The organism is Sphingomonas sp. Marseille-Q8236, from assembly GCF_965112005.1.
Genome location: NZ_CBCOPO010000001.1, coordinates 243,134 through 267,556, shown reverse-complemented (window position 1 = coordinate 267,556; position 24,423 = coordinate 243,134). Strand labels below are relative to the sequence as shown.

Here is a 24,423-nt window from a genome sequence, read left to right as displayed (position 1 = left end):
AAGAGCGGTGGAGACTGAAATGACTATGGGGATCACGCGAGCAGAAGGGCTGTTGGGACGTAGGCGAACCGTGCTCGCTTTCGCAGCAGTATCGAGCATCTTGGCCCAGCTGGCCATTACCTCTCCCGCCTCTGCCCAACACGCTCGAGCCGCGGCGCGCTTCGACATCCCGCGCCAGTCGCTGGCCACGGCGCTAATCCTGTTCGGGCGGCAAGCTGGAATACAGGTGACGGCGGAAGGCGCGCTGGTCGAAGGCAAGATCGGGCAGGCGGTCGAAGGCCACCTTGCACCGTCGACGGCCCTTAGCGGATTGCTGGCAGGTACCGGACTGACCTATCGGATGACCGGCGAAGGGGCACAGATCGCGGCATCGCCGGTGACCGCCGGGGCCCGGCAGGATAAGGATATTCAACTGGGTCCGGTGCGGGTCCAGGGCAATGCTGCAAATGCGGGTTCGGTCGCGCAGGCCGAAGACGAGGAACGCGCCACCGGTCCGGTCCCCGGTTACGTCGCGCGACGGAGCGGCACCGGCACGAAGACCGACACGCCGCTTGTCGAAACACCCCAGTCGATTTCCGTCATAACCGCCGATCAGATCGAGGCGACGGGATCGCTGCGGCTGGCCGATGCGCTGGCCTATACGCCGGGTATCGATGTTGCGGCGAACGGCACCGACTCGCGCTATGACTGGCTCACCGTGCGCGGTTTCGACCTGTACTCGCCAGGCTTCTATCTGGACGGGCTAGCGCTGCGGAATGTCGGAAATTTCGCGGTTTGGCAGATCGAGAATTATGCGACCGAACGGATCGAGGTGCTGCGCGGTCCCGCCTCGGTACTCTACGGAATGTCCAACGGTGCGGGCATGGTCAATGTGGTCAGCAAGCGCCCTACGGCCGAGCAGCGCGGAGAAATTCAGGCGCAATGGGGCACTTATGGCCGCAAGCAGATCATGGCCGATGTGTCCGGCCCGGTAGATGTGCAGGGAACCTTGCTCTATCGGATGATCGGTCTGGCGCGCGACGCGCGGCTTCCCGCCGGTGGGATGCCCGATGACAGGGTGTTCGTCGCTCCCTCGTTGACATGGCAACCGAGCACGGCGACGTCGCTGACGCTGCTGGGCCAATATGGCCGCATCAATGCCGGGGTTTACACGCGCGGCCGCCGTGCGGTGGGATCGCTGATCCCAACCGCGATAGGTACGACCATTCCGGTCCGCTTCTCCGCTGCCGAGCCCGACTTCGATCGCCTGCGACAGGATCAATGGTCGATCGGCTACCTGCTGGAACAGCGACTGGGCAACGCGTGGAAAGTTCGACAGAATTTGCGATTCAGCGAGGTCGACAGCGACTTGCGTCAGATTTCGGCGGGTGACTTCGTGACGGCCGACCCGGTCGATCCGCGCAATCCCGCCAATTTTCAAACCGTGTCGCGCAACGTTTTCCTTGCGCAGGATAACACGCGAAATTTCGGCATCGACACGCAAGTAGAAGGGCAGTTCGATACCGGACCGTTACACCACACGGTCCTGTTCGGTGTGGACTATCAGAACAGTCGGTTCGACACTGTCCTGCATTTTGGTGCCGCGCCAGAGATCAACGTCTATCGTCCCGTCTATGGTCAGGCGATTGCGATCCCCGGACCGTATCAGGACAGCCTGACCTGGTTGGTCCAGACCGGCATCTATGCGCAGGACCAGATCAAGTTGGGCGATCGATGGGTCGCATCCGTCGGCGTTCGCAACGACCATGCGATTACGCGTGTGACCGACCGGGCTAGCGGGGGGGGGCGTTCCGGATCGCTGACGACAAGGTCACGACCCGTGCAGGGCTGGTCTATCTGGGGCCGAGCGGCTGGGCTCCCTATATCAGCTATTCGACGTCGTTCACGCCAACTGCCACGATCGATTCCCTGACCGGGCGGGCGTTCGCGCCGGAGACCAGCCGCCAATATGAAGCCGGGCTTCGGTTCCAGCCGGTGGGACGCAGCGACAGCTACAGCGTTGCGATCTTCGACCTTCGGCGAAAGAACTACATCACCTACGACCAGAATTTCATGCCGAAGCAGACCGGCGAAGCGCTCGTCCGCGGCCTGGAATTCGAAGGTAAGGTGGCGCCGCTGCCGGGCATGAATCTGATCGGCGCCTATAGCTACACCCCCACGGCCCGCGTCATCAGCAGTGCGACACCAACGGCGATTGGCCGACAGGCGGTGGCGATGTCGCGACACAAGGCATCCTTGTGGGTCGACCAGCGATTCGACGGCGGTCTGCAACTTGGCTTGGGTGGCCGCTATGTCGGGCCGAACCGAGGTAATGAGGAGGCCGTACGCCCCTACAAGGTGCCCGCCTATCTGGTGCTAGATGCCTTGGCGGCGATCGATCTGGGACGCTGGCGGCTGGCGGTCAATGCCCGCAATCTGCTGGACAAGGCCTATTTCGCCAACTGCGATGCCTTTGGCAGTTGCTACTATGGCGAACCGCGGCGCGTTACGGCCGCGCTTTCCTTCCGCTGGTAAGCAATGGCGTCTGGCGAGAAAGACAGGATGTCGGACGGGCCGACCGGTCGCGGGAGCAATTGCTTCCCGCGGCCCCCATCCATGGAGCCATCCGACGCCGTGACGATCCAGGATACGGGCACGGTGGGTCGCTATCATCCTGACGTTCGGCAGCGGTGGTTCGGCATCGCATCGACCGGCGGTGTTGCCCTGCTGCTGGGCATCGCCTTTCTCATAGTGACATCGTCGGTCCGGTATGTTGAACCCGCCCATTCCGCGAGCTTGACGACCTTCGATGTCAACACCCTGGACCAGCAGCCAGAACCGCCGCCTGCGCCTACACCGGCCGAGTCACCGGCCCGGTCGCAAATCGAACGGGCTGTAGAGAAGCGCGCGCCGATCATGCCGATTCCTACCGCCGCGACACTCCCGATCGTGGCGGCGGCGCAGCAACAGCCCGTGGCCCAGTCGCCCCAACCTCAGGCATCCACACCGCCAAGCATGCAGGTAGCCCGTCAACCTATTCCTGAAACCGAAGGTCCCGACACCTGGGAAGGCAGGATCCTGACAAAGCTGACCGCAAATCGCCGCTACCCTCGCGTAGCGCTGCTGCGCCGGTATCAGGGAATCCCGGTCATCAGATTGGTGATGGATCGAAACGGTGCAGTCCAATCCGTCCGCCTAGAGAAGTCATCGCGGATACCAGATCTCGACCGGGAAGCCCTGGCACTGCCCGAGCGCGCCCAGCCGCTTCCCAAACCCCCCGAGAGCAGAGAGGGCGCGTCGTTCGAGTTCGTCGTACCGATCGAATTCAGTCTTGCACCATGATGCCATGATCCAGCTGCTCTGGTCAGGACTTGTTGATCACAGCCAGAAGATGACGGTCGCAGCGAGGACGGCGGCGGAAAAAAAGGCGGTGGGGCAGCGGTCGCCGAGCAGCCACTGAGCAGCGCTGCCGCGCCGGGGTAGTCGCCGACTCGGCCCGCGGACATGAAGAAGCCCAAGGGGCGCCCGTTCGTGTCGGCGACGGCATGACGGTTGGTGTTCATGCCGCCCCTGGCCTTCGCCAAGGCAGGCATTTGATGGGGCCGATCAGGCGAGCGAAATCCCCATTTTGACCTATAGGCTCGATGCCGTGCGGTGCGCCTCCAAGGCAGAGCCTACCCCGGCGAAGACCGGGGTTGCGTCATCAAGGCCAGCCAGTTGCGGCCAGACCTTCCATCATTCGCGTGAACACGCCAGCCTCGCCGCAACGCTTCCACCGATAGTACAGCGTCTTCTGCGGGCCGTACGATCTATGTCGGCTTCATCGACCGGTTCGCGGTGCGTTACCCTGAGATACGCGGCGTTGCGGCCGGCGTTCTTCCTCGCGCGACGGGCGCCGACCTATCTATGAGCCGAACGCATAAGGACATGACGGATTTTCGCTTGGTCGCATGCGTAACGAAATGCGAGGTTTCGGTTCTGTCGTCTTGGAGAACCGCCATGTGCCGCCCGTTCCGTGTCTTCACCGGATTTGCTCTGGTCGTGGCATTGTTCGCCGCCCGGCATGCCGCCGCGCTGCCGAGCGAGCCGGGGAACCAGATGGACGGGGCGCCCGTGATCGAGAAGCTGGAAGTTGCCGTCCTGCCCGCCGGCAAGACGCGACTCTGGCTACGGGTCGACGACAATGAGATCGGACAGGGCTATTATGTGCCGATCGTCGTGGTGAAAGGTGCGCAGCCCGGCCCCCGCTTTCTGCTGACCGCCGGTATCCATGGCGACGAACTGAACGGCATCGGCGTGATCCACCAGCTGGTCGAACGGCTCGATCCGGCGACCATGAAGGGAACGTTGATCGCGGTGCCGGGCCTTAATGCGCCGGGCCTGCGCAATTCGACGCGCGCCTTTACCGGCGGCCACAATGGCGCAGGCGAAAATCTCAATCGCCTGATCCCTCACGATCCGCACGCGCACGGCGATGAAGGGAATGCGGCGCAGCGTTATGCCGGGCGGCTATGGTCGCGCCTCTTTACCGGCAATACCGACTTCGCGATCGACCTGCATACCCAGTCGCGCGGCGGCACCTATCCGGCCTATGTCTTTGTCGCCACTCCCACCGCCAAGCATATCGCGATGATGCTGCGGCCAGACAGCATCTATATAAATGCGGGTTATGACGGCGCGGTGGAGGACATGCTGAACGCCAATGCCATCCCTGCCGTCACCTATGAACTGGGCGGTGCGGAGGTGTTCGACAATGCGATGATCGCACGCGGCCTGCGCGGCGTGCGCAACGTGATGATCGAGGAGGGAATGCTGCCGGGCAAACCCGATCTGCGTGATGCCGAACCGTTCCTCGGCAATGTCGTGACCAATGTCGAAAGCCCGCGCGGCGGATGGGCGCAGGTGCGCGTGACGCTGAACCAATATGTGAAGAAGGGGGATGTATTGGCGATCGTCACCGACCCGTTCGGCAGGACCGTCGCCGCGCTGGCCGCGCCGCTCGACGCACGGGTCGCGGGCCTGGGCACCGACCCGCGCACCCAGCCAGGCGACATGGTCGTGCGCCTGTTGTCCTGGGACGACAGCCTGCCGTGCAAGCGCGATGGTTGCCCGTCAACCGTCATGCCGATCAAAGCACGATAGAGCTGGCCACTCATTCTCAACCGTCATTAGTAGATGACGCCATTGCGTTTGGCCATGTCCCTCCCAGGGGCCAATAGCGCAATCGCGTGAACCGTCTGCTCAGGGCGGCCACCACGTTGCCCGCCCGCCGGTGCATTCCCGATTTGAGGATAGGAGCCGTCATGACAGATCCCCTGATGAACCTGTACAATCGCGCGCCGATCGCGGTGGAGCATGGCGAGGGCGTGTGGCTGACCGATACCGGGGGGCGGCGGTATCTCGACTGCGTGGCCGGCATCGCGACCGATGCCCTGGGTCACGCGCATCCCGCGCTGGTCGCCGCGCTCACCGAACAGGCGGGCAAGCTGTGGCATGTCTCGAACATCTTTCGCATTCCGGGGCAGGAAGCGCTGGCGCAGCGACTGGTGGATGCGTCTTTCGCCGACTGCGTGTTCTTCGCCAATACCGGCACTGAGGCGGTCGAATGCGCGATCAAGACCGCGCGCCGCTATCACCATGTCAACGGCCAGCCGGAGCGGATCGATATCGTCGGCTTCGCGGGATCGTTCCACGGCCGTACCTATGCCGCGATCAACGCCTCGGGGAATGCCGGGTATATGGAGGGCTGCGGCCCCCGCCTGCCGGGCTTCGTCCAGCTGTCGATCGACGATGCGGCCGCGATCGAGGACGCGATCGCCCGCCCGACCACGGCGGCGGTGATCGTCGAGCCGGTGCAGGGCGAAGGCGGCGCGCGCGCGCTGACCGGCGAATGGCTGCTGCGGCTGCGCGAACTGACCCGCGAGCACGGCGTCCTGCTGATCCATGACGAGGTACAGAGCGGCATGGGCCGCACGGGCAAGCTGTTCGCGCACCAGTGGTTCGACGGCGCCGAGCCTGACATCATGGCACTGGCCAAGGCGTTGGGATCGGGCTTCCCGGTCGGGGCGTGTCTCGCCACCACAGAAGCGGCCATGGGCATGACGCCCGGCGTGCATGGCACGACGTTCGGCGGCAATCCGTTGGCGATGGCGGTCGGCATCGCCGCGTTCGACACCATCGCGAGGCCAGAGACGCTGGCCCATGCCCGCGCCGCTAGCGCCGATTTCTTCGAACGGCTTGAGGCGTTGCGCAGCCGTTTCCCCGATGTGATCGCCGACGTGCGCGGCAAGGGGCTGCTGATCGGCCTGAAGATGATTCCGAACAATCGCGATTTCATGGGGATCGCGCGCGACCATGGAATTCTGGTCGCGGGCGGCGGCGAAAATTGCGTGCGCCTGCTCCCCTCGCTGTTGATCACCGCAGAGGAGATTGCCGAGGCTGTCACCCGGCTCGAAGCGGCCTGCACCGCGGCGCGCGGTGCCATGGTCCAGGCCGCATGAGCGTCTTGACCTCTCTTTGCCCGGCGACGGGCGAGACGATATGGTCCGGTCGCACCGCGACCAAGGCCGATGTCGCCGCAGCCATGGTCCGTGCTCGCATGGCCTTCCGCGACTGGCGGCGGACGTCGGTCGAGCAGAGGGTGGCCATCGCCCGTGCCTATGCCGCCGAGCTTAAGGCTCGGACCGCCGACCTTGCCGAACAGATCGCCCGCGAAACCGGCAAGCCGCTGTGGGAAACCACGCAGGAGGTCGCCACGATGGTAGGCAAGGTCGAATTGTCGATCACCGCGCAGGCCGAGCGAGCCGGGGAAAAGCGCAGCACGATGCCGTTTGGGGAATCGGTACTGCGCCATCGCCCGCACGGGGTGATGGCGGTGCTTGGCCCGTACAATTTCCCTGGCCATCTGCCCAACGGGCATATCGTCCCCGCGCTGCTCGCCGGGAACACGGTCGTATTCAAGCCATCGGAACTGACCCCGGCGGTAGGCGCGGCGATGGCGGCGGCATGGACCGAAGCGGGACTGCCCGAGGGCGTATTGCAGGTCGTGCAGGGTGCACGCGAAACCGGCGCGGCTTTGGTCGCAGCAGACATCGACGGACTGCTGTTCACCGGATCGGCGACGACCGGCGCGCATTTCCGCCGCGCCCTTGCCGACCGGCCCGACGTGATCCTCGCGCTGGAACTGGGCGGCAACAATCCGCTGATCGTTTGGGACGGTGACGTGGCGGAGGTGGCTGCGCTGATCGTCCAGTCGGCCTATATCACCACCGGACAGCGTTGTTCCTGTGCCCGTCGACTGATCCTGCCGCACGGTGCCTTCGGCGACGCGGTGATCGATGCGGTCGTTGCGCTGATACCGCATATCCCCATCGGCCGCTGGGACGAAAATCCCTATATCGGTCCGCTGATCTCCGACGCCGCTGCCGCGACTGCCCGTGCACAGGTCGCCACGCTGGAAGCAGCCGGTGCCCGTGCCATCGTGCCGTTCGGAGGAATTGCAGGGCGCCGCACCGCCTTCGTCACGCCCGCACTGCTCGACGTGACCGGTGTGCCGGTGCCGGATGAAGAGATTTTCGCGCCCGTACTTCAGGTCATCCGGGTCGCGGATTTCGACGTAGCGGTCGCCGCCGCGAACGACACGCGCTTCGGCCTGTCCGCGGGGTTGGTGACCAGCGACGACGCGCTATGGGAACGGTTCGTACTCGACGCGCGCGCGGGCGTGGTCAACCGCAACCGCCCGACGACCGGCGCGGCCGGCGCGCAGCCGTTCGGCGGGATCGGCGATTCGGGCAATCACCGCCCCAGCGCCTATTATGCCGCCGATTACTGCGCCTATCCGATGGCAAGCTTCGAGGCGGGCAGTGCGGCGGGCAACTGGGATACGCTGAAGCCCCTATTGGGAGCCAGTGCGGCGTGACGATCGTCCTGCGGGCTGCCAGCGGGCACGACCTGTCGGCGCTCTACGAGATGGCGCAGACCACGGGTGGCGGTTTCGTGAACCTGCCGCCGGACCGGGCGAAGCTTGCCGAGCGACTGGCCTCTGCCGACTCCGCTTTTGCGCGCGATACCGACCGCTTCGGCGTCGACCGGTTCCTGTTCGTGCTGGAGGACGATACGACACAGGCGATCCATGGCACCTGCCAGATATTCTCCCACATCGGCACCGACGCGCCCTTCTACAGCTATCGCATCGACCGGCATGGCGCGGACCATGCCGTGCTGGGCCGTTCAGTCGATCACAGCACGCTGACCATCTGCACCGACCATGCCGGGTGCAGCGAAGTGGGTGGGCTGTTCCTGCGTGCCGATGTCCGTTCCGGGGGCGCTGGCACGCTGCTGGCGCGCAGCCGCTATCTTTTCATTGCGATGCACCGCGCGCGCTTTGCCGACCGGACCATCGCCGAACTGCGCGGGGTGGTCGACGAGGCGGGCGAGGCGCCGTTCTGGGACGGTGTCGCCGCCCGTTTCTTCGGCATGGGCTTTGCCGCGGCGGATGCGTTCAATGCCGAACATGGCACCCATGTCCTGGCCGGACTGATGCCGACCACGCCTGTCCCGCTGGCGATGCTGCCCGAAACCGCGCGCGCCGTTCTGGGCGTGCCGCATCCCTCCGGTCGCCCCGCGCTGCGGCTGCTGGAGAAGGAGGGGTTTCGTCACGACCATTATGTCGACCTGTTCGACGGCGGCCCGACCGTGACCGCCGCGACCGACGACATCGCCACCATCCGCGCCGCCCGTACCGCCATCGTCCGTGCGGTGGGACATAGCGACACCGCCAACCCCAGCATCGCCGCCGCGGGGCGGCTGGCAGGCTTTCGTGCCTGTTTCGCGCAGGTCGTCGCGCAGGATGACGGAGTTCTACTCGACCCCGATGCCGCCCGCCTGCTGGGCGTCGGGATCGGTGACCCCATTACCCACGCCCCGCGCTGACCCTATCTGTCCGAGGTGACCATGACCCACAGCTTCACGCCCGCCGATGCCATCCGCACCCGCTTCTCCGAAGCCATGTCGGCAATGTACCGCGCCGAAGTGCCACTCTATGGCGACCTGCTGTCGATCGTCGCGGAGGTGAATGCCCAGGTGCTGGCCGACCGCCCTGATCTGGCGGCAGAGATGGCGTCGGCCAACGAACTCGACCGGCTCGACGTCGAGCGGCACGGCGCGATCCGGCTGGGCACGGCGGCGGAGCTGAATATGATGCGCCGCGCCTTTGCGGTGATGGGCATGGTTCCGGTCGGCTATTACGACCTGTCGGTAGCGGGTGTGCCGGTTCATTCGACCGCCTTCCGTCCGGTCGACGATGCGGCGCTGGCCGCCAATCCGTTCCGCGTCTTCACCTCGCTGCTGCGTCTCGAACTGATCGAGGATGGGGAGCTGCGCGCCGAGGCGGAGGCGATCCTGTCGACGCGCCAGATCTTTACCGACGACGCAATCCGCCTGATCGAACGGCACCAGGCGCATGGCGGGTTGGACGAGGGCGATGCCGAACGCTTCGTCAAGGAACTGCTCGAAACCTTTCGCTGGCATGGCGATGCGCGGGTCGATGCCGCGACCTATGACCGGCTGCACGGCGCGCACCGGCTGATCGCCGATGTCGTGTCGTTCCGCGGGCCGCATATCAACCACCTGACGCCGCGCACGCTCGACATCGATGCCGCGCAGGTCGCTATGCAGGCACGCGGCATCGACGCGAAGGCGGTGATCGAAGGGCCGCCGCCGCGCGCCGTACCGATCCTGCTGCGCCAGACCAGCTTCAAGGCGATCGAGGAGGATGTGACCTTCCCCGGCGACCGTCCCGGTCAGCATACCGCACGTTTCGGTGAGATCGAACAGCGCGGCGCGGCGCTCACGCCGAAGGGGCGCGCGCTCTACGACCGGTTGCTGGCGACGGCACGCGGCGGTGCGGGATCGCAGGGGGCAAGCTATGCCGACCGGCTGAACACCAGCTTCGCCGCTTTTCCCGACACGATCGAGGCCTTGCGCGAACAGGGGCTGGCCTGGTTCCGCTACGAACTGACCGAGGCCGGGCAGAGGCTGATCGCAACTGGCGTTCGTCCCGCAGGCGACATCGATGACTGGCTGGCGGCAGGCCATGTCCGCGCTCTGCCGATCGTGTATGAGGATTTTCTGCCGGTCAGCGCGGCGGGCATCTTCCAGTCGAATCTGGGCGGCACCGGACAGCGCAGCTATGCCGCATCGGCGGCCCGGGCCGCATTCGAGGCCGCGATGGGCGATGCGGTGCAGGACGACATGGCGCTCTACGCCGCTGCGGAGGCACGATCGATGATGGAGGTGCGCCAGGCATTGCGCGGGGCGGCGGCGGCCTGATGGCGGCGGTCGCCGAGTTGCTTCACGCCCTGGATCAGACGGGGTTCACCGGCGATGCCGAGGATGGCATCGGCGCGCGGCAGGTCGCGTCGACCGACAACAGCATCTATCAGGTCCGCCCGGCCGCCATCGTCTATCCGCGTACCGGCGACGACGTGACCCTGCTGGTTCGCGCCCTGCGCGACACCGATCTCTCCTTGACGGCACGCGGCGGCAATACCGGTACCAACGGCCAGTCGCTGAACGACGGGATCATCGTCGATTTCGCACGCCACATGCGCGGGATCGGGGCATTCGACCCGCAAGCGAACATGGTCACGGTCGAACCGGGCGTCGTGCTGGACCAGTTGAACGCCTTTCTGAAACCGCATGGCCGATTCTTCCCACCGATGGTGTCGACCGCCAGCCGCGCGACGATCGGCGGCATGGTCGCGACCGATGCGTCGGGCAAGGGGTCGCGCCGCTGGGGCAAGACGTCGGACTATATCGTCGCGCTGGATGTGACACTGTCGGACGGCACTCCGTGGCGTGCCGAGCCGATGACACGGGCACAGGCGGAGGCCATCGCAGCGGGCACCGGCATCGTCGCCGACATCCACCGCGAGGTGCTTCGCGTCGTCACGCAGCGTGCCGACGACATTGCGGCGATTTTCCCGGAGATGAACCGGGGTCTGACCGGCTACAATCTGCAAAAGACGTGGGACGCGGACGCCGACCGTTTCTTCCTCGGCTATCTCCTTGCCGGTTCCGAAGGTACGCTCGCGATCACCCGTTCGATCACCCTCTGCGTGGCGCACAAACCGAAAAGACGTGCGCTGGCGGTCATCCGCTATGCCGCGTTCGACACCGCGATGCGCGACGTGCAACGCCTGATCGCCGCCGATCCGGTCGCTATCGAGATTCTCGACGACAAGGTACTGGGCGTCGCGCGAAGCGACATCATCTGGTCGAGCGTCGAGGGGCTGCTCGGCGGGGGGAGCGATGCGCCCGTGGCGGCGATGAACTTTGTCGAATTCACCGCCGATGACGATGCGACGATCGATGCCGGCCTTGCCGCGCTTGCCGCGATCGGCCCGCAGGGCGACATGCGGATCGTGCGCGACGATGCCGCCATCGACCAGCTGTGGGCCCTGCGCGAAAAGTCGGTCGGGCTTCTCGCCCGGCTGGGCGGCGCGCGGCAAGGCATTCCCTTCGTCGAGGACACCGCCGTCCCACCCGAGAAACTGGCCGATTTCGTGGCGGAGTTCCGCGCGTTGCTCGACGGGCACGGCCTGAACTATGGCATGTTCGGCCATGCCGATGTCGGCTGCCTGCATGTCCGCCCGTTCCTCGACCTGCGCGATCCCGCACAGGCCGCGCTGGTCCGCCCGATCTCCGACGAGGTCGCACGGCTGACCAAGGCATATGGTGGACTGCTTTGGGGCGAACATGGTCGCGGCTATCGCGGTGAATTCTCGCCCCTGTTCTTCGGCAGCCTCTATCCCGAATTGCAGGCCCTGAAGGCCGCCTTCGACCCCGACAACTTGTTCAATCCCGGCAAGCTCGCCGCGCCTAGGGGACACAAGGTCGATCGGATCGATGGCGTACCGCTGCGCGGCGAAGCCGACCAGCAGATTGAAGAGGCACGCTCCAAGGCATTCGATCGCGCGATAGCATGCAACGGCAATGGCGCGTGCTTCGCGTGGGACTCACTCGACGTGATGTGCCCATCCTACAAGGCGACACGCGACCGCGCGCAATCGCCCAAGGGCCGCGCTTCGCTGCTGCGCGCCTGGGCAAGGCTGGATTCGATCGCCGATCCGACCGCGGCGGAGGTTGCCGAACGCGACGCACTGGCCGCCGATACGCAGGCGTCGCTCGCCACCTGCCTGTCGTGCAAGGCGTGTACGACGCTGTGCCCGGTCAAGGTCGACGTGCCGACGATGAAGTCGCGCTTCGCCGAACGCTATTGGGCCAAGCGAGCCCGTCCGATCCGCCACCATATTGTCGCGTCAATGGAGGCGATGCTGGCTGCCGCGCGCAAGATGCCGGAAGTCGCCAACCGCGTGGCAAGCAGCGACCGGGCGCGGGCGGCGCTGGAACGCACGCTCGGCTATGTCGACCTGCCCGCCTTCGCCGTCGCCGATCCGCACACATTGCCACCGCATGTTTCAATGGCGAAGCTGAAGCTGCTGCCAGCCGAGGCGCGGGCGAACATCGTCATACTGGTCGAGGATAGCTTTACCACAAGCTTCGACGGGCCGGTGATTGCCGCCGCTGCTCGGGTGCTCGGCGCATGCGGCTACACCGTGATGCGCCTGGCCGCACGCAGCAATGGCAAGGTGCTGCACTTGCTGGGGATGCGCGACCGTTTCGCCCGCATCGCCCGCGTCCGGATGGCGGAAGCGCGGGGACTCGCCGATCAGGGTGTGCGGCTGGCCGGTCTGGATGCTGCGACAGCGCTGATGTTCACCCAGGAATTCACCGAGATGACCGGCGAGAGCATCGACGTCGCCGGGTTGGAAACGCTTCTGGCCGAAGCGGTGCGGCAGGGGCGTGCGCCCACCGCCACCCACGCCCTTGCTCCGCAACGCCTGCTCGGACACTGTACCGAACAGGCGCTCCGCCCGCAGGCCCTGATGCTATGGGCGGAGGCACTCGCCGGCTTCGGCATTACCGCGGTGCCGACCAAGACCGGCTGTTGCGGCATGGCCGGGCTGTTCGGGCATGAGGCGCAGAACCAGAAACTGTCGCGCGACATCTTCGCGCTCAGTTGGGCTGATGTGACAAGGGACGACGCGATGCTCGCCACCGGCTTTTCCTGCCGCTGCCAGACAAAGCGCCTGACCGGCCGCCGCCCGCTCCATCCGGTGGAATTGATCGACCGGGTACTGGCGGGGTAAGAATTTCTGTTCGTCACTCTCGTGCGAACGCGAGCGTCGATCGAGGCTAGCGCCGCAGCCGCGTCGCCAGCACGACTGCCGACATCGTCCGCCCGATCCCTTCCAGCCGCCCGATCGCGTCGATCACGTCATTCAGCCGCTCCAGGCTGGGCGCCTCTACCGTTGCGATCAGGTCGTATTCGCCGGCGATGGCATACACGCCGGTCAGTTCGGGGATCGCCGTCAGCGCCTCATTCGTCTCGTCCAACAGCTTGGGCAGCGTCGTCATCATCACATGCGCGCGTACCATGCGGCGATCATGCGCCTCGCCGAGCCGCACGGTATAGCCGTCGATCGTCCCGTCCTGCTCCATCCGTGCGATGCTGGCATAGACATGCGCACGCGACACATTCAGGACATGCGCCAGTTCCGATACCGGAACGCGCGAATCCTGCCGCAACAGCGCCAGCAATCGCGCGTCCAGCTCGCGCTTCGAAGGGTTTGAGCTATCGGCCAACATCCGTTTCTCCGGCATAGATGGCCGTACGTGGGGGTTGGTCGTCCGATATGCTACCACGATACATGCCATCGCTGTTCATCGCGAAGGCAATATGTCCGCGTCCGTCCATCGCGATCAGCCCACCATCGCCGCCGATCTCGCCTACTTCCTCGATCGTGTCGCTGGCCGCCGTGGCGAGGTCCTGTCCCTTCCATTGGATACGGTCGCAAATCTGGCGCGCAGCGGCCTGCCGGATGAAGAATTCGCCGGTGCCGGTCGCCGACACCGCGCAGGTCTGGTCCATCGCGTAGGTGCCGGCGCCGATAATCGGTGAGTCGCCGATCCGCCCCCAGCGCTTCCCGGTCAGTCCGCCGGTCGAAGTCGCGGCGGCCAGATGCCCGCGCTGATCGCGCGCCACCGCGCCGACCGTGCCGAAGCGATGCGTCGGGTCAAGTGCCGCATGAAGCTCGTCCCGCTTCCATTCCAGATATTCGCGCCAGCGCTTGTCGGTCCGAAAATAGGATGGGTCGACCTGCTCCACCCCCTGTTCGCGCGCGAACTGGTCGGCACCCGGACCGGTCAACAGAACATGGCGGCTATGCTCCATCACCGCACGAGCCAGCACGACCGGGTTCTTCGTCGCGCCGACCCCGGCAACGGCACCCGCGCGCAGCGTCGCGCCGTCCATGATCGCCGCGTCGAGTTGATTCTTGCCCTCCGCGTCGAACACCGCGCCGCGTCCGGCATTGAAGTTCGGATCGTCCTCCAGCACCCGCACCGCGGCCTGTACCGCATCAAGGCTGCTGCCGCCCTTCGCCAGCACCGTTGATCCGGCGGCCAGCGCCGCGTCCAGCCCGCTGCGATAGGCACGTTCCTGTTCCGGCGTCAGCGAACCCCTGGGAATCACGCCCGCCCCACCATGAATCGCCAGCGACCAACGGCCGCCCGGCGGCAGCGGTACGTCGATCAGCCTGCCCGCGACCACCTTTGCCGTGCCGACGAACGCTGGCTTCGGCACCGTCATTGTGTTGAGGTCGATCATGCTTTCGGGGGCGATGCCGGTGATGCGAATATCAGTCCAATCTAGCGGCTTGCCGGGGGCCAACTTCGGTGTCCCCTGTGGCTGCACCAGCCAGGCATGGGTATTCGCCGGCCCGTAATAGGTCGCCTGCCCATCCGCGTCGACACACAGCGTACCCGCTTCATCGACGCCCAGCCCGATGGCCGCCGGATCTCCGGTCGCGCGGGCCTTTGCGACGAAGGCGATCAGCCGACCCAGCCGGTCGCGCTCGTTGAAGTGCGTGTCGGTTATGACATGGGCCAGGCGCGGCATGTGCAGGAAATCGCGGACCAGCGTCACCGCATCGCTCAACGGGTCGGACAGCGCCTTGAACGAATCGATGCTACCGCCGTCCATCGCGCCATAGGCGGTGCCGCCCAGTACGGCGAGGCCCGCACTGGTGCCGGCGATCGGCTTGCCCGCCGCGACATGCGCGTCCAGTGCGCGGGCGACCGGCGTTCCCTGCCAGAAGCGGACATATTTCGCCTGGTCGCCACCCGCTAGGAAGACGCCGTCAGCCTTGGCGATGGCCGCGAGTACACGCGGGTCGGTCGAAGCCGCGCGATCGGTAAACAGGATGGTCGACGCCGATTGGACACCCGCCATCTCGGCGAACATCTCGCGTCCACCCTCGCCATCGCCCGATGCGCGCAGGATCAGGATATGACCATAGCCTGCCTTCTTCGCAAACCACTGGAAGGCTTGCTTGTCCCAGTCGCCGCCGCCCATCAGCATCAGGCCCTGCGACGTGGCGGCGGGCCGGGGCTTGGCCGGATCGCCGGTCGCGAAAAAACGTGCACCCGTGACCGCCGGGGTCGTCGCCTGTTGCCCCGCCGCCGGCACAGCCGACGCAATCCCCACGCATATCAACGCGATACCCAGACCATAATGTCGCAAGGCCACACCCCATCAAAATAATCGTACGACTATTCAATATGCCGTTTTTATATTTCAATTTGCGAGAAGTCCATGTCATTATGATTGCATATCGGGGCAACAATCGGGGGATTTATTATGCGGGGGAACCGAATCGTACGCTGGCTGACGGGTGCGGGGATGATGGCGATGGCAGGCGGCGCGATGGCGCAGGAATTGCCTGTAAACGCGCCGATTGCGAATGCGTCGGATGAAATCACCGTCCTGGGATCGCGCATCCCGCGCGTGCAGAAGGAAGGACCTGCACCGGTCACCATCGTCACGTCGGAAGATATTCTGAAGGGCGGCTTCCTCAGCGTTCCCGACGTGCTGCGAAGCCTGACCCAGAATAGCGGCGAGACGCAGGGCCAGCAGAGTGCCTCGGGCGCCAGTTTCAGCCCCGGCGCGCAGCAGGTCGACCTGCGCGGCCTCGGTCCCAACCATACGCTGGTGCTCGTCAACGGCCGCCGCATCGCCGACTTTCCCATGCCGTTTCAGGGTAACAGCAACTTCACCGACATCTCCAACATTCCGGTCGGACTGATCGACCGGGTCGAGGTGCTGAGCGGCAGCGCCTCGGCGATCTACGGGTCGGATGCGATCGCCGGTGTCGTCAATTTCCAGCTGAAGACGAAGGCCGACGGCACCCGTATCGATATGCGCTACAGCGATACCGAACATGGCGGTGGCGCGGCATACCGATTGATGGCGACGACCGGTTGGGAAACCGGCGGCTTCCATGGTGTCGCGGGCATCGAATTCCTGAACCAGCGACCGCTATGGCAATATCAGCGCAGGCGGCAGGATTCGACGGCCGACAATCCGACGACGGCGACTCCGCTGGCGCAGCGCGTCTTCCTGCGATCGGACGAGGATTCGAACTATATCGATCCGGGCCAGGCGACGTGCAGTGCGTTGTCGGGGCTGGACCAAGGTAGCATCTATTACGCCAATCGCCGCCGGTACGGCCAATTCTGTGGCAGCAACCAATCGGTCGCCTATGGCACGATGATTTCGGACCGCAAGTCGCTCACCGCCTACAGTTCCATGGGCTATGATCTGGGCGGCGGCACCGAATTGTTCGCCGACCTGCAATTCAGCGTGTCGAAGCTGAAGCTCTTCCGCCGGACGAAGAGCTGGTATTATGTGTCGCCTGACGGGAATGAGGAAGGCACCTTCTACAACCCGAACCTGTCGCCCGATGCGACCTACAGCGGTTTGCAGCTCGACAACTGGACGCGCCAGTTCACGCCGGAGGAGATGGGCGGGTTTCAAAACGGCATGACGCGCAACCGGTCGATCACCTTCAATATCACGCCCGGCATTCGCGGGCAGTTCGGCGCGAACGACAAGTGGAAATACGAGGTGTCGTTCAATCACGCGCAGTACACGTCGCGCGTCACCTTCCCCGAAATCGTCATCTCGAAATCGAACGCACTGTTCCTCGGGCCGCAGCAGGGGGTCGATCCGGTCACCGGCTATGCGATCTTCAATGCCGATTCCCGCCGCCTGTACACCCCGCTGACGCCGCAGGAATATCGCTCGATCTCGGTCGACTCGCTCTATCGTCCCCGCTCGTGGACCGACACGCTGTCCGCTTCGCTCAACACGACCGATCTGTTCCAACTGCCCGCCGGTCCGGTCGGCTTCGCGCTTGTCGCGGAGGCGGGCAAGCAGGGCTATGAATTGCGCCCCGATCCGCTGACCTTGACCAACTATTATGTCGGGCTGATCGATTCGGACGGCAGCGGGTCGCGCAATCGCTGGGGCCTCGGCTATGAGTTCCGCGTGCCGGTGCTGTCGTTCCTGCAACTGAGCACCGCCGGCCGCTACGATTCCTTCCATATCGCCGGCAACACTTTCGGGCGTTTCACGTATAACATTGGCAGCGAGTTGCGTCCGACCAGGCGGCTGCTCTTCCGTGCCGCCTACGGCACCGGCTTCCGTGCCCCCGACCTCAACTATGTCTTCCGCGGACCGGGCAACACCCATCCCTCCGCGACTGATTATTATCTGTGCCGGACCGAGGAGCCGAACGAAACCATCGGTGATTGCAGCTATTCCGACCAGACGATCATCGCCCGCAAGCAAGGCAACCGCCAACTCCGGCCGGAAACCTCGACCTCATTCAACGGCGGCGTGGTGTGGCAACCATCAAACCGGATCGACGTGTCGGTCGATTATTTCCGGGTCAAGATGAAGAACCAGGTGCTCGACATCAGCATCGATTCGGTGCTGCGCAATGAGTCGCAGTGCCGAGCGGGCGGCGATCTCGATCCGTCGTCGCCCACCTGTCGCGACGCCATCGCGCGCGTGGTCCGCTATGCCAGCGGCGCGCTCACCGGACAGCTACAGGCGGTGCAGGTCAACCCGATCAACGTCGCGGAGGAAACCACCGACGGCATCGATATCGCCGCCAATTTTCGCCTACCTACCGCCGCGATCGGTGATTTCACCCTGTCAGGCGGCTATACCTACGTCTTCAATCACACGGTACGACAATATCCGGGCGATCCGATCATCGACAAGTTCCGGGTCGATAGCAATTTCGACATTCCACGCGAGAAAGGCACGGCCAGCCTGACGTGGAGCCTTGGCGACTTCTCGACCACGCTCACCGGCATGCGGTTGGGCAAGCTGCCCAATTACGACCAGGACGCCTTCATCAAAGCGAGCTATCTGTTCAACCTGTCGGCGCGCTACGACCTGAATGAACGCCTCCGCGTGACCGGGACCGTCACCAACCTGTTCGACCAGGCGCCGATCCACGATCCGACCTATGCGTCCTATCCCTATTATGACATTTCGTGGTTCGACGGCATCGGCCGAAGCTATGCCGTGCAGCTGACATGGAAGATGGGCGGGAAACCGCTCTGATCCTTTACGGAAAGCCTGATCAGCAGCCTCAAACTTCCGCCCTGGCTTCATCCAGCAGCCAGTGGCGGAAGCGATCGAACAACGGGCTGCGGCGGCTGCTACGCGGCCACACCAGATAATAGGCTTCCGAGGCGCTGAGCGTGACATCAATCGGTGTCACCAGCGCCCCCGATTGCAGTTCCGGACGAATCAGGAAGGACGGGATCAACGCCATGCCCATTCCCGCTGCCGCGGCATGGGCCAGCATCAGGAAATGTTCGTACACTGGTCCGTCACCGATCGCGGCTTCAGCCATCCCGGCGGCGGCGAACCAGCGGTGCCACGCATCGGGCCGGGCCTCCAGCGACAATAGTGCGTGCGGCAAGAGGTCGACGGGCGTCGCCACCGGATTGCGTGCCAGCCAGTCGGGCGAACAGACGGCCACGACATCTTCATGGAACAGCAGTGCATGGTCCGCGCCGGGCCAATCGGGCAGGCCGAAATGAATCGCCGCATCGAACCGCTCCTCGGCGAAATCGAACGGATAGGATCGTGCGGCGAAGTTCACCAGCAATTCGGGATGCCGCGCGGTAAGCCCCGGGAGGCGCGGCGCCAGCCAGCGCATACCGAAGCTCGGCAGCGTCGCGATCGTCAGCGCACGGTCGGCAACCGGGGTCAGCAACCGCCGCGTGGCGCTCCGCAACCGCTCGACCGCCGGTCCCACCGCGTCGGCATAAGCGAGCGCCGCCGGGGTCGGCGTCACCCGCCGCCCGCGCCGCTCGAACAGCGGAACCCCCAACCAGCCTTCCAGCAGCGCGATCTGGCGACTGATCGCACTCTGGGTAAGCGCCATGCGCTGCGCCGCGCGCGAAAAGCTGCTGGTTTCCACCGCGGCCAGGAAACTGGCGAGCGCTGGCAACGGCGGCAGCTCGCGACGGTGGATTTCATGATGATCGTTGGGCATGAAGGGCGGACTGAATCCGGTGGCTTTACGTCGGGTCAAACGCTGACATTCCACGCCTGAAACAGCAAGGAAATCATGCCGGGAGCGCACCGGGACCGAGACTCAATCCATGAGCAGCTTCCGGCTTCGCGGACATCAGGAGAGTGTTTCGGAACCGAAGGGTAGAATGAACGGTGCGCTGCAAGTTGGCAGGCTATTGGTCTGCCGCCAACTCAATCGCTTTTTCGCGGCCTCATTATGACGATCGGCGCCCATCACTGTCCGGCCCGTTGCGCACGAAATTACGTGAATCCGCAGCTTTTCTATGATGTGGCGCACCCGAGGTGAAAGCGATGGGCACTTGGATTGCTGGGAAATTCTCATCCGATCGCGGTCTGTTTAGCGGACGCACGAGGTGCAGGGTGATTCGTCTCGTGCACAATGCCGGAACCGTCCGCGGCCGTTTTCCCATGAATGGAGCAGGCCCTAAAGCCGTCGAAACCGGATGGCCTGCCCACCGCCGGACGCAAGATCGAGCGACAGCTGGTCTCCGGCGGTTACCACCTGCTGCCGGATCGTCAGTTTTTCCGGGGCAGTGCGCCAGTCGGCGCCCGGGCTATCGGCATAGATGGTCGCCTCGTACCGGGCGCCCTTGTCCAGAAAGTCGAGCGGCACCGTCAGGCGACGTGGCGTGTCGCTGGTGATCGCACCCAGATACCAGTCGGGGCTGTTCCGGTCGCGCCGCGCGACGACGGCATATTCGCCGATCTTTCCCTGCAGCGTGCGGCTTTCCTCCCAGTCGGTCGGAACATCGCGGATGAAGCGGAAGGCGTCGGCGTGCTCGTCATAATGTTCGGGCAGGTCGACGGCCATCTGCACCGGGCTGTACAGCACGACATACAGCGCCAGCTGGTTGGCGATGGTCGAGGGCACGCGGTTGTTCGGGCGCGTCGCGCGATAGTCGAAACGGACGACGCCGGGCGTATAGTCGAACGGCCCCGACAACAGCCGGGTGAAGGGCAGGATGGTCGTGTGGTCGGGCGCGTTGCCGCCGTCCGGGCTGCCGCCATTATATTCCTGCCCGCGTGCGCCTTCGCGGCTCATCAGATTGGGCCAGGTGCGGCGAAGGCCGGTGTCCTTGACCGGCTCGTGCGGGAAGATGGCGATGCGGTGCCGCGCCGCCGCTTCGACCACGGTCTGCAGGCTCTGCACGGCATATTGGCCATCGGGCCATTCCGTCTCGTCAAGGCGCGTGCCGACATAGCCGAGCTTGATCGAACGTACGCCGTAGCGGTCATAATAGTCGAGCGCCGGTTCCAGTTGGCAGAGATAATCCTTCACCTGTCCGCCGGTTTCGTGATGACCGATCAGGTCCACGCCCTTTGCGCGGGCATAGGCCGACACTTCGGCCATGTCGAAGGCAGGCTGCGCACGGTCGAAGACGAAGTGCGAATGGCCGTTCTTCCACCATTGGGGCACGTCCCAGCCGACATTCCACCCCTCGACCAGCACACCCGGAATGCCGTGTTTCGCTGCCCAGTCGATATAGGATTTGGCGCGCGCGGTTGTGGCACCCAGCTTCGGTCCCGGCTCCCAGGTCAGCAGGCCGGTGTGCATCGCCCAGAAGATGCCGATATATTTTTCCGGCTTCACCCAGGACACATCGCCCAACCGATTGGGTTCGTTGAGGTTCAGAACGATGGTCGAGTCCGCCAGATGCGCGGCATCCGGGGCGACCATCACGACGCGCCACGGCGTCACCGCGCCGCCATACGTCCGCGCCCGGTCGCCATTGGACCAGGGCGACAGGTCGGCCTTCAGCGTGCGGCTATTCTCTTCGGGCATGCGCAGGTTCATCGACGGGAAGTCGACCAGCGCCGCCTCGTGCACCGCCATCGCCACGCCGTCGCCTTCCAGCGTCAGCGGGGTCTGCGCGGTCTGGATCGCCGACAGCGCCGAGCGGCTATATTCATATTCGCTGTACTTCTCGCGGTAGGCCGGGATCGACCAGGCGCGGTAATTCTGCGCGAAGTGGAACTCGGTTTCCTCGTCGGTCACGACCAGCGGCTGTTCGGCCGCGCCGGGCAGCGTGCAGCGGAAGCCGAAGCCGTCATCGAACACGCGAAACTCGACGCCTAGCTGGCGGCCATCGGCGGCGGCCAGCGTTGCGACCAGCCCGCGATACCGCTCGCGCATCTGCCGCCGCTCGCCCCAGGGCTGGGTCCAGGGGCGGTCGAGCGCGGTCGGGCGGCTGGCGACCAGCGTCAGCCCGGCGTCGAGCGGCGCGGCATCCTTGAACCGGAAGCCCAGCCGCGACCGATCGAGGATCGGCTTGCCGTCATAGCGGGCGCGATACACCGCCTCGCCCTTGTCCACCGCCACATCGACCACGATGCGGCCATCGGGTGAGGTGACGGTCTGCCACGCCTGTCCCAAAGCGGGGGTCGCCGCGATCATTGCCGCGAGCCCGACGATCATGCCCAGCCCGTTGCGCATCAAAAGCTGTAGGTCAGGCTGGCGCGGACACGGCGGCCGAAGATCGGGCGGCCCTGGAACGCTGTTTCCTGCACCCCGATGATCGAGCCCGCGCGCGGATTGCCTTCTGTCAGGCCGACCTCGTTGAACAGGTTGGTCGCCACCACCTGCGCCTGGAGCGCGTCGGTGACCTTCCAGTTCGCACCCAGCCGCACCTCGGTATAGCTCGGCAGGACGATGGTGTTGGCCACATCGACATAGCGCTTGCCGGTATAGGCGGCCTCGCCGAAGATGTTCACCCGGTCGCCCAGCAGATGCAGCGTCGGGCGGACCGACAGCTGAACCTGCGGCTGGCGGACGATCTGGTTGCCGCTGAAGTCGAATGGCCCGCTCGCATCCTGTCCTGCGAAGCTGGTATAATTGATCTTCTGATAATTCCCACTCGCCGCCAGCTCGAAGAAGTCGACCGGGCGCAACGACAGTTCGACCTCGACGCCCTTGGACTCGGCGGCCGCCGTCTGGTTGATCGTCTGCGCCTGGCCGTTCGGGCCCGCCACGATCGTCTGGAAGGCGATGTTGGGGAATTTGTTGTAGAATAAGGTAACGAAAGCCGAGAAGGGCCGGGTGGCATATTTCAGCCCGCCCTCGACCAGGTCGATCCGGTTCTCGACCGGCATGCCGCCGAACCACTGGACGAACTCCGGCGTCACGCGGAAGCTGCGGCTATAGCGGGCGAAAGCGGCGAGGCGCTTGTCGAACTCGTAATTCGCGCCCGCCGAAAAGGCCCATTGGCCGGTCTTGAACCGATAGGGCGTCGTCGCGCCGGTAAAGACCAGCACATTGTCGTCGGCAATGGTCGTCGCATCGCCCAGATTGGCGCGTGTGGTCTGCGCGATCGTGCCCTGCTTCGATACATGGTGATAGCGTGCGCCCAGATCGATGCGCAGCGCATCGGTCACCTGCCACGCATCGGTCATGTAGAAGGCGTTGATCGTCACCTCGTCATGGAAACGCTGTAAATTGCTGTGCAGGTTGAGCAGGCCGTTCTTGGTCAGGGCTACTGTCTGCTGCCCGGCCGCGTTCAGGCCGACCACGTCGAAATAGCGCGGGCGGTTGATCGCCTCGACCAGGATGTCGTTCCAGTTCCAGGTCTGCGTCTGGTTGAAGTGGCTGAAATAATAGCCTGCGGTCAGCGTGTGGCGACCAATGCCGGCGTCGAGCTTCTTGGTGACGCTCAGGTCGTTGATCACATTCTCGACATTGACGACCGTGTTGAAGATGCTCTGGGTCAGTGCGAGCTGATTGCCGAGCGCGGCAGCGGCGACGGTCTGGCCGTTGCTGGCGTCGCGATAGACGGCGGACACGGTGTCGGGTCGGGCGGCCTGCAACCGGGTCAGCGCGCTCGTCAGGAACCCCTGCGACGTCGTGATGCCCGAGCTGAACAGCCCGTTGAAGTCGACTGTCCCGGTCGTATAGCGGGCACGGTCATTAACCTCCCACCCATCACCCAGCGGCTTGTTGAAGATCGCGGTGAAGGTATCGGTATCGGTGTGGATACCCTGGGTCAGGTCCACCCGCTTGTCGAACGCGCCGCGGCCATCGGGCACGGTCAGCCGGGCAAAGGCCGTGTTGACCAGCGTGCCGGTGCCTGCATCCAACCCCGGTAGGCCCTGAGACGGGCTGGCGAGCGGAATGGCGGTGTAGAAGATATTCTTGTCGTCCAGCTTGCGATAGCTGACGAACAGCGAGCCACTATCGGCGAAATCATATTGCAGGCCGACACGGAACTGCCCGCCCTGATTGCCGGTGAAGCCGGGGTTCCGCAGGCCGTTATCCTCGCGATAGAAACCGCCGATCGCAAAGGACAGCCGGTCGGTCAGCGGACCGGACACATTGGCGTCCATCCGGTAATGATCCCAGTCGCCGACCTCGCCCTTCACCATGCCTTGCAAGGTACGGGTCGGGCGCTTGGTCAGGACGTTGACGACGCCGCCCGGCGCGTTCGACGCGGTGATCGAGGCCGAGCCGCCGCGCACGATCTGGAGAGAGTCGACCGTCGCATCGACGCGGAAGAACTCGTCGGCATTGGTGAAGGCGCCCGCGCCCTCCTCCCACGTGGGCAGGCCGTCCTCCAGCAGCGGGAGATAGCGGTAATTGTCCGCCGGAAGGCCGCGCGAATAGACGTTGTTGCCGACCTCGCCGCCCGAGCTTTCGACATAGATGCCCGGCGTCGAGGCGATCAGGTCCGCAATGCCCAGCGGCGCTTTTTGCGCGATCGCCTGCGGGTCGATGGTGGTGATGGCGTAGGACGTCTCGAACTTGCGGGTGCCGGTGCGGGTGCCGGTCACGATGATCTCGTTCAGGCCCAGGTCGCTGCCCTGCGCCGTGTCGGTGGCGGACGGCCCGGTCGCCGCGGCGGGCTGCGTCGCGGACTGGCTCGGAGCTTCGTTCGACTGGGCGAGCGCGGGAGCGAGCGGTGCCATCCACGCAACCGAAGCCATTAACG

15 protein-coding genes and 1 pseudogene are annotated in these 24,423 nt (G+C 65.0%); 10 read left to right on the top strand and 6 right to left on the bottom strand.

Annotation, left to right across the window (positions count from 1 at the left end):
* Nucleotides 1-100 precede the first annotated feature (100 nt).
* The 3 genes from ACWPWT_RS01285 (at nucleotide 101) to ACWPWT_RS01275 (ending at nucleotide 3,321) form a co-directional block, all read left to right on the top strand.
* Nucleotides 101-1,912, top strand: coding sequence for a TonB-dependent siderophore receptor (locus tag ACWPWT_RS01285; RefSeq protein WP_454278239.1), 1,812 nt, complete (start codon nucleotides 101-103; stop codon nucleotides 1,910-1,912).
* A complete protein-coding gene (locus ACWPWT_RS01280; RefSeq protein ID WP_454279866.1) occupies nucleotides 1,795-2,514 on the top strand; it encodes a TonB-dependent siderophore receptor in 720 nt (239 codons plus the stop codon). The genes ACWPWT_RS01285 and ACWPWT_RS01280 overlap by 118 nt, the downstream gene beginning before the upstream one ends.
* Nucleotides 2,515-2,613: 99 nt before the next feature.
* Nucleotides 2,614-3,321 carry an energy transducer TonB gene (locus tag ACWPWT_RS01275; protein WP_454278238.1) on the top strand — a complete coding sequence of 236 codons (708 nt, stop codon included), beginning with the start codon at nucleotides 2,614-2,616 and terminating at the stop codon, nucleotides 3,319-3,321.
* Between the two features lie 113 nt (nucleotides 3,322-3,434).
* On the opposite strand, the pseudogene ACWPWT_RS01270 reads toward ACWPWT_RS01275, so the two are convergent.
* A pseudogene (locus ACWPWT_RS01270) lies at nucleotides 3,435-3,790 on the bottom strand (IS5/IS1182 family transposase); the annotation flags it as partial.
* 188 nt (nucleotides 3,791-3,978) lie between these two features.
* On the opposite strand from ACWPWT_RS01270, the gene ACWPWT_RS01265 reads away from it, so the two are divergent.
* The 6 genes from ACWPWT_RS01265 to ACWPWT_RS01240 all read left to right on the top strand — a co-directional run bounded on the left by ACWPWT_RS01265 (nucleotide 3,979) and on the right by ACWPWT_RS01240 (nucleotide 13,190).
* Nucleotides 3,979-5,121 (top strand): succinylglutamate desuccinylase/aspartoacylase family protein, encoded by a 1,143-nt coding sequence (locus ACWPWT_RS01265; protein ID WP_454278237.1) that lies wholly within the window; start codon nucleotides 3,979-3,981, stop codon nucleotides 5,119-5,121.
* A gap of 161 nt (nucleotides 5,122-5,282) precedes the next feature.
* Nucleotides 5,283-6,479 (top strand): acetylornithine transaminase, encoded by a 1,197-nt coding sequence (locus tag ACWPWT_RS01260; RefSeq protein WP_454278236.1) that lies wholly within the window; start codon nucleotides 5,283-5,285, stop codon nucleotides 6,477-6,479.
* The gene (gene astD / locus ACWPWT_RS01255; protein WP_454278235.1) at nucleotides 6,476-7,897 is read left to right on the top strand and encodes a succinylglutamate-semialdehyde dehydrogenase; all 1,422 of its coding nucleotides are present in this window, start codon (nucleotides 6,476-6,478) and stop codon (nucleotides 7,895-7,897) included. Before ACWPWT_RS01260 ends, astD begins: the two co-directional genes overlap by 4 nt.
* Nucleotides 7,894-8,910: an arginine N-succinyltransferase gene (locus ACWPWT_RS01250; RefSeq protein WP_454278234.1), complete on the top strand. Its 1,017-nt coding sequence runs from the start codon at nucleotides 7,894-7,896 to the stop codon at nucleotides 8,908-8,910. Before astD ends, ACWPWT_RS01250 begins: the two co-directional genes overlap by 4 nt.
* A 21-nt stretch (nucleotides 8,911-8,931) precedes the next feature.
* Nucleotides 8,932-10,308, top strand: coding sequence for a 2-oxoadipate dioxygenase/decarboxylase HglS (gene hglS / locus ACWPWT_RS01245; protein ID WP_454278233.1), 1,377 nt, complete (start codon nucleotides 8,932-8,934; stop codon nucleotides 10,306-10,308).
* The gene (locus ACWPWT_RS01240) at nucleotides 10,308-13,190 is read left to right on the top strand and encodes an FAD-binding and (Fe-S)-binding domain-containing protein (RefSeq protein WP_454278232.1); all 2,883 of its coding nucleotides are present in this window, start codon (nucleotides 10,308-10,310) and stop codon (nucleotides 13,188-13,190) included. Before hglS ends, ACWPWT_RS01240 begins: the two co-directional genes overlap by 1 nt.
* Nucleotides 13,191-13,236: 46 nt before the next feature.
* On the opposite strand, the gene ACWPWT_RS01235 is transcribed toward ACWPWT_RS01240, so the two are convergent.
* Complete coding sequence (locus tag ACWPWT_RS01235) at nucleotides 13,237-13,686, bottom strand: Lrp/AsnC family transcriptional regulator (RefSeq protein WP_454278231.1); 450 nt, start codon at nucleotides 13,684-13,686, stop codon at nucleotides 13,237-13,239.
* Nucleotides 13,676-15,625, bottom strand: a complete 1,950-nt coding sequence (locus ACWPWT_RS01230; RefSeq protein ID WP_454278230.1) for an isoaspartyl peptidase/L-asparaginase — start codon at nucleotides 15,623-15,625, stop codon at nucleotides 13,676-13,678. Before ACWPWT_RS01230 ends, ACWPWT_RS01235 begins: the two co-directional genes overlap by 11 nt.
* 117 nt (nucleotides 15,626-15,742) lie before the next feature.
* Between ACWPWT_RS01230 and ACWPWT_RS01225 the strand changes: the two genes are divergently transcribed.
* Nucleotides 15,743-18,520: a TonB-dependent receptor plug domain-containing protein gene (locus ACWPWT_RS01225; protein WP_454278229.1), complete on the top strand. Its 2,778-nt coding sequence runs from the start codon at nucleotides 15,743-15,745 to the stop codon at nucleotides 18,518-18,520.
* A gap of 28 nt (nucleotides 18,521-18,548) precedes the next feature.
* Here ACWPWT_RS01225 and ACWPWT_RS01220 read toward each other — a convergent pair whose 3' ends face one another.
* The 3 genes from ACWPWT_RS01220 to ACWPWT_RS01210 form a co-directional block, all read right to left on the bottom strand.
* On the bottom strand, nucleotides 18,549-19,463 hold the full coding sequence (locus ACWPWT_RS01220) for a LysR substrate-binding domain-containing protein (protein WP_454278228.1): 915 nt from the start codon (nucleotides 19,461-19,463) through the stop codon (nucleotides 18,549-18,551).
* A 465-nt stretch (nucleotides 19,464-19,928) separates the two neighbouring features.
* Nucleotides 19,929-21,920: a glycoside hydrolase family 97 protein gene (locus ACWPWT_RS01215; protein WP_454278227.1), complete on the bottom strand. Its 1,992-nt coding sequence runs from the start codon at nucleotides 21,918-21,920 to the stop codon at nucleotides 19,929-19,931.
* Nucleotides 21,921-21,937: 17 nt separating this feature from the next.
* Nucleotides 21,938-24,400 (bottom strand): TonB-dependent siderophore receptor, encoded by a 2,463-nt coding sequence (locus tag ACWPWT_RS01210; protein ID WP_454278226.1) that lies wholly within the window; start codon nucleotides 24,398-24,400, stop codon nucleotides 21,938-21,940.
* Nucleotides 24,401-24,423: the final 23 nt, after the last annotated feature.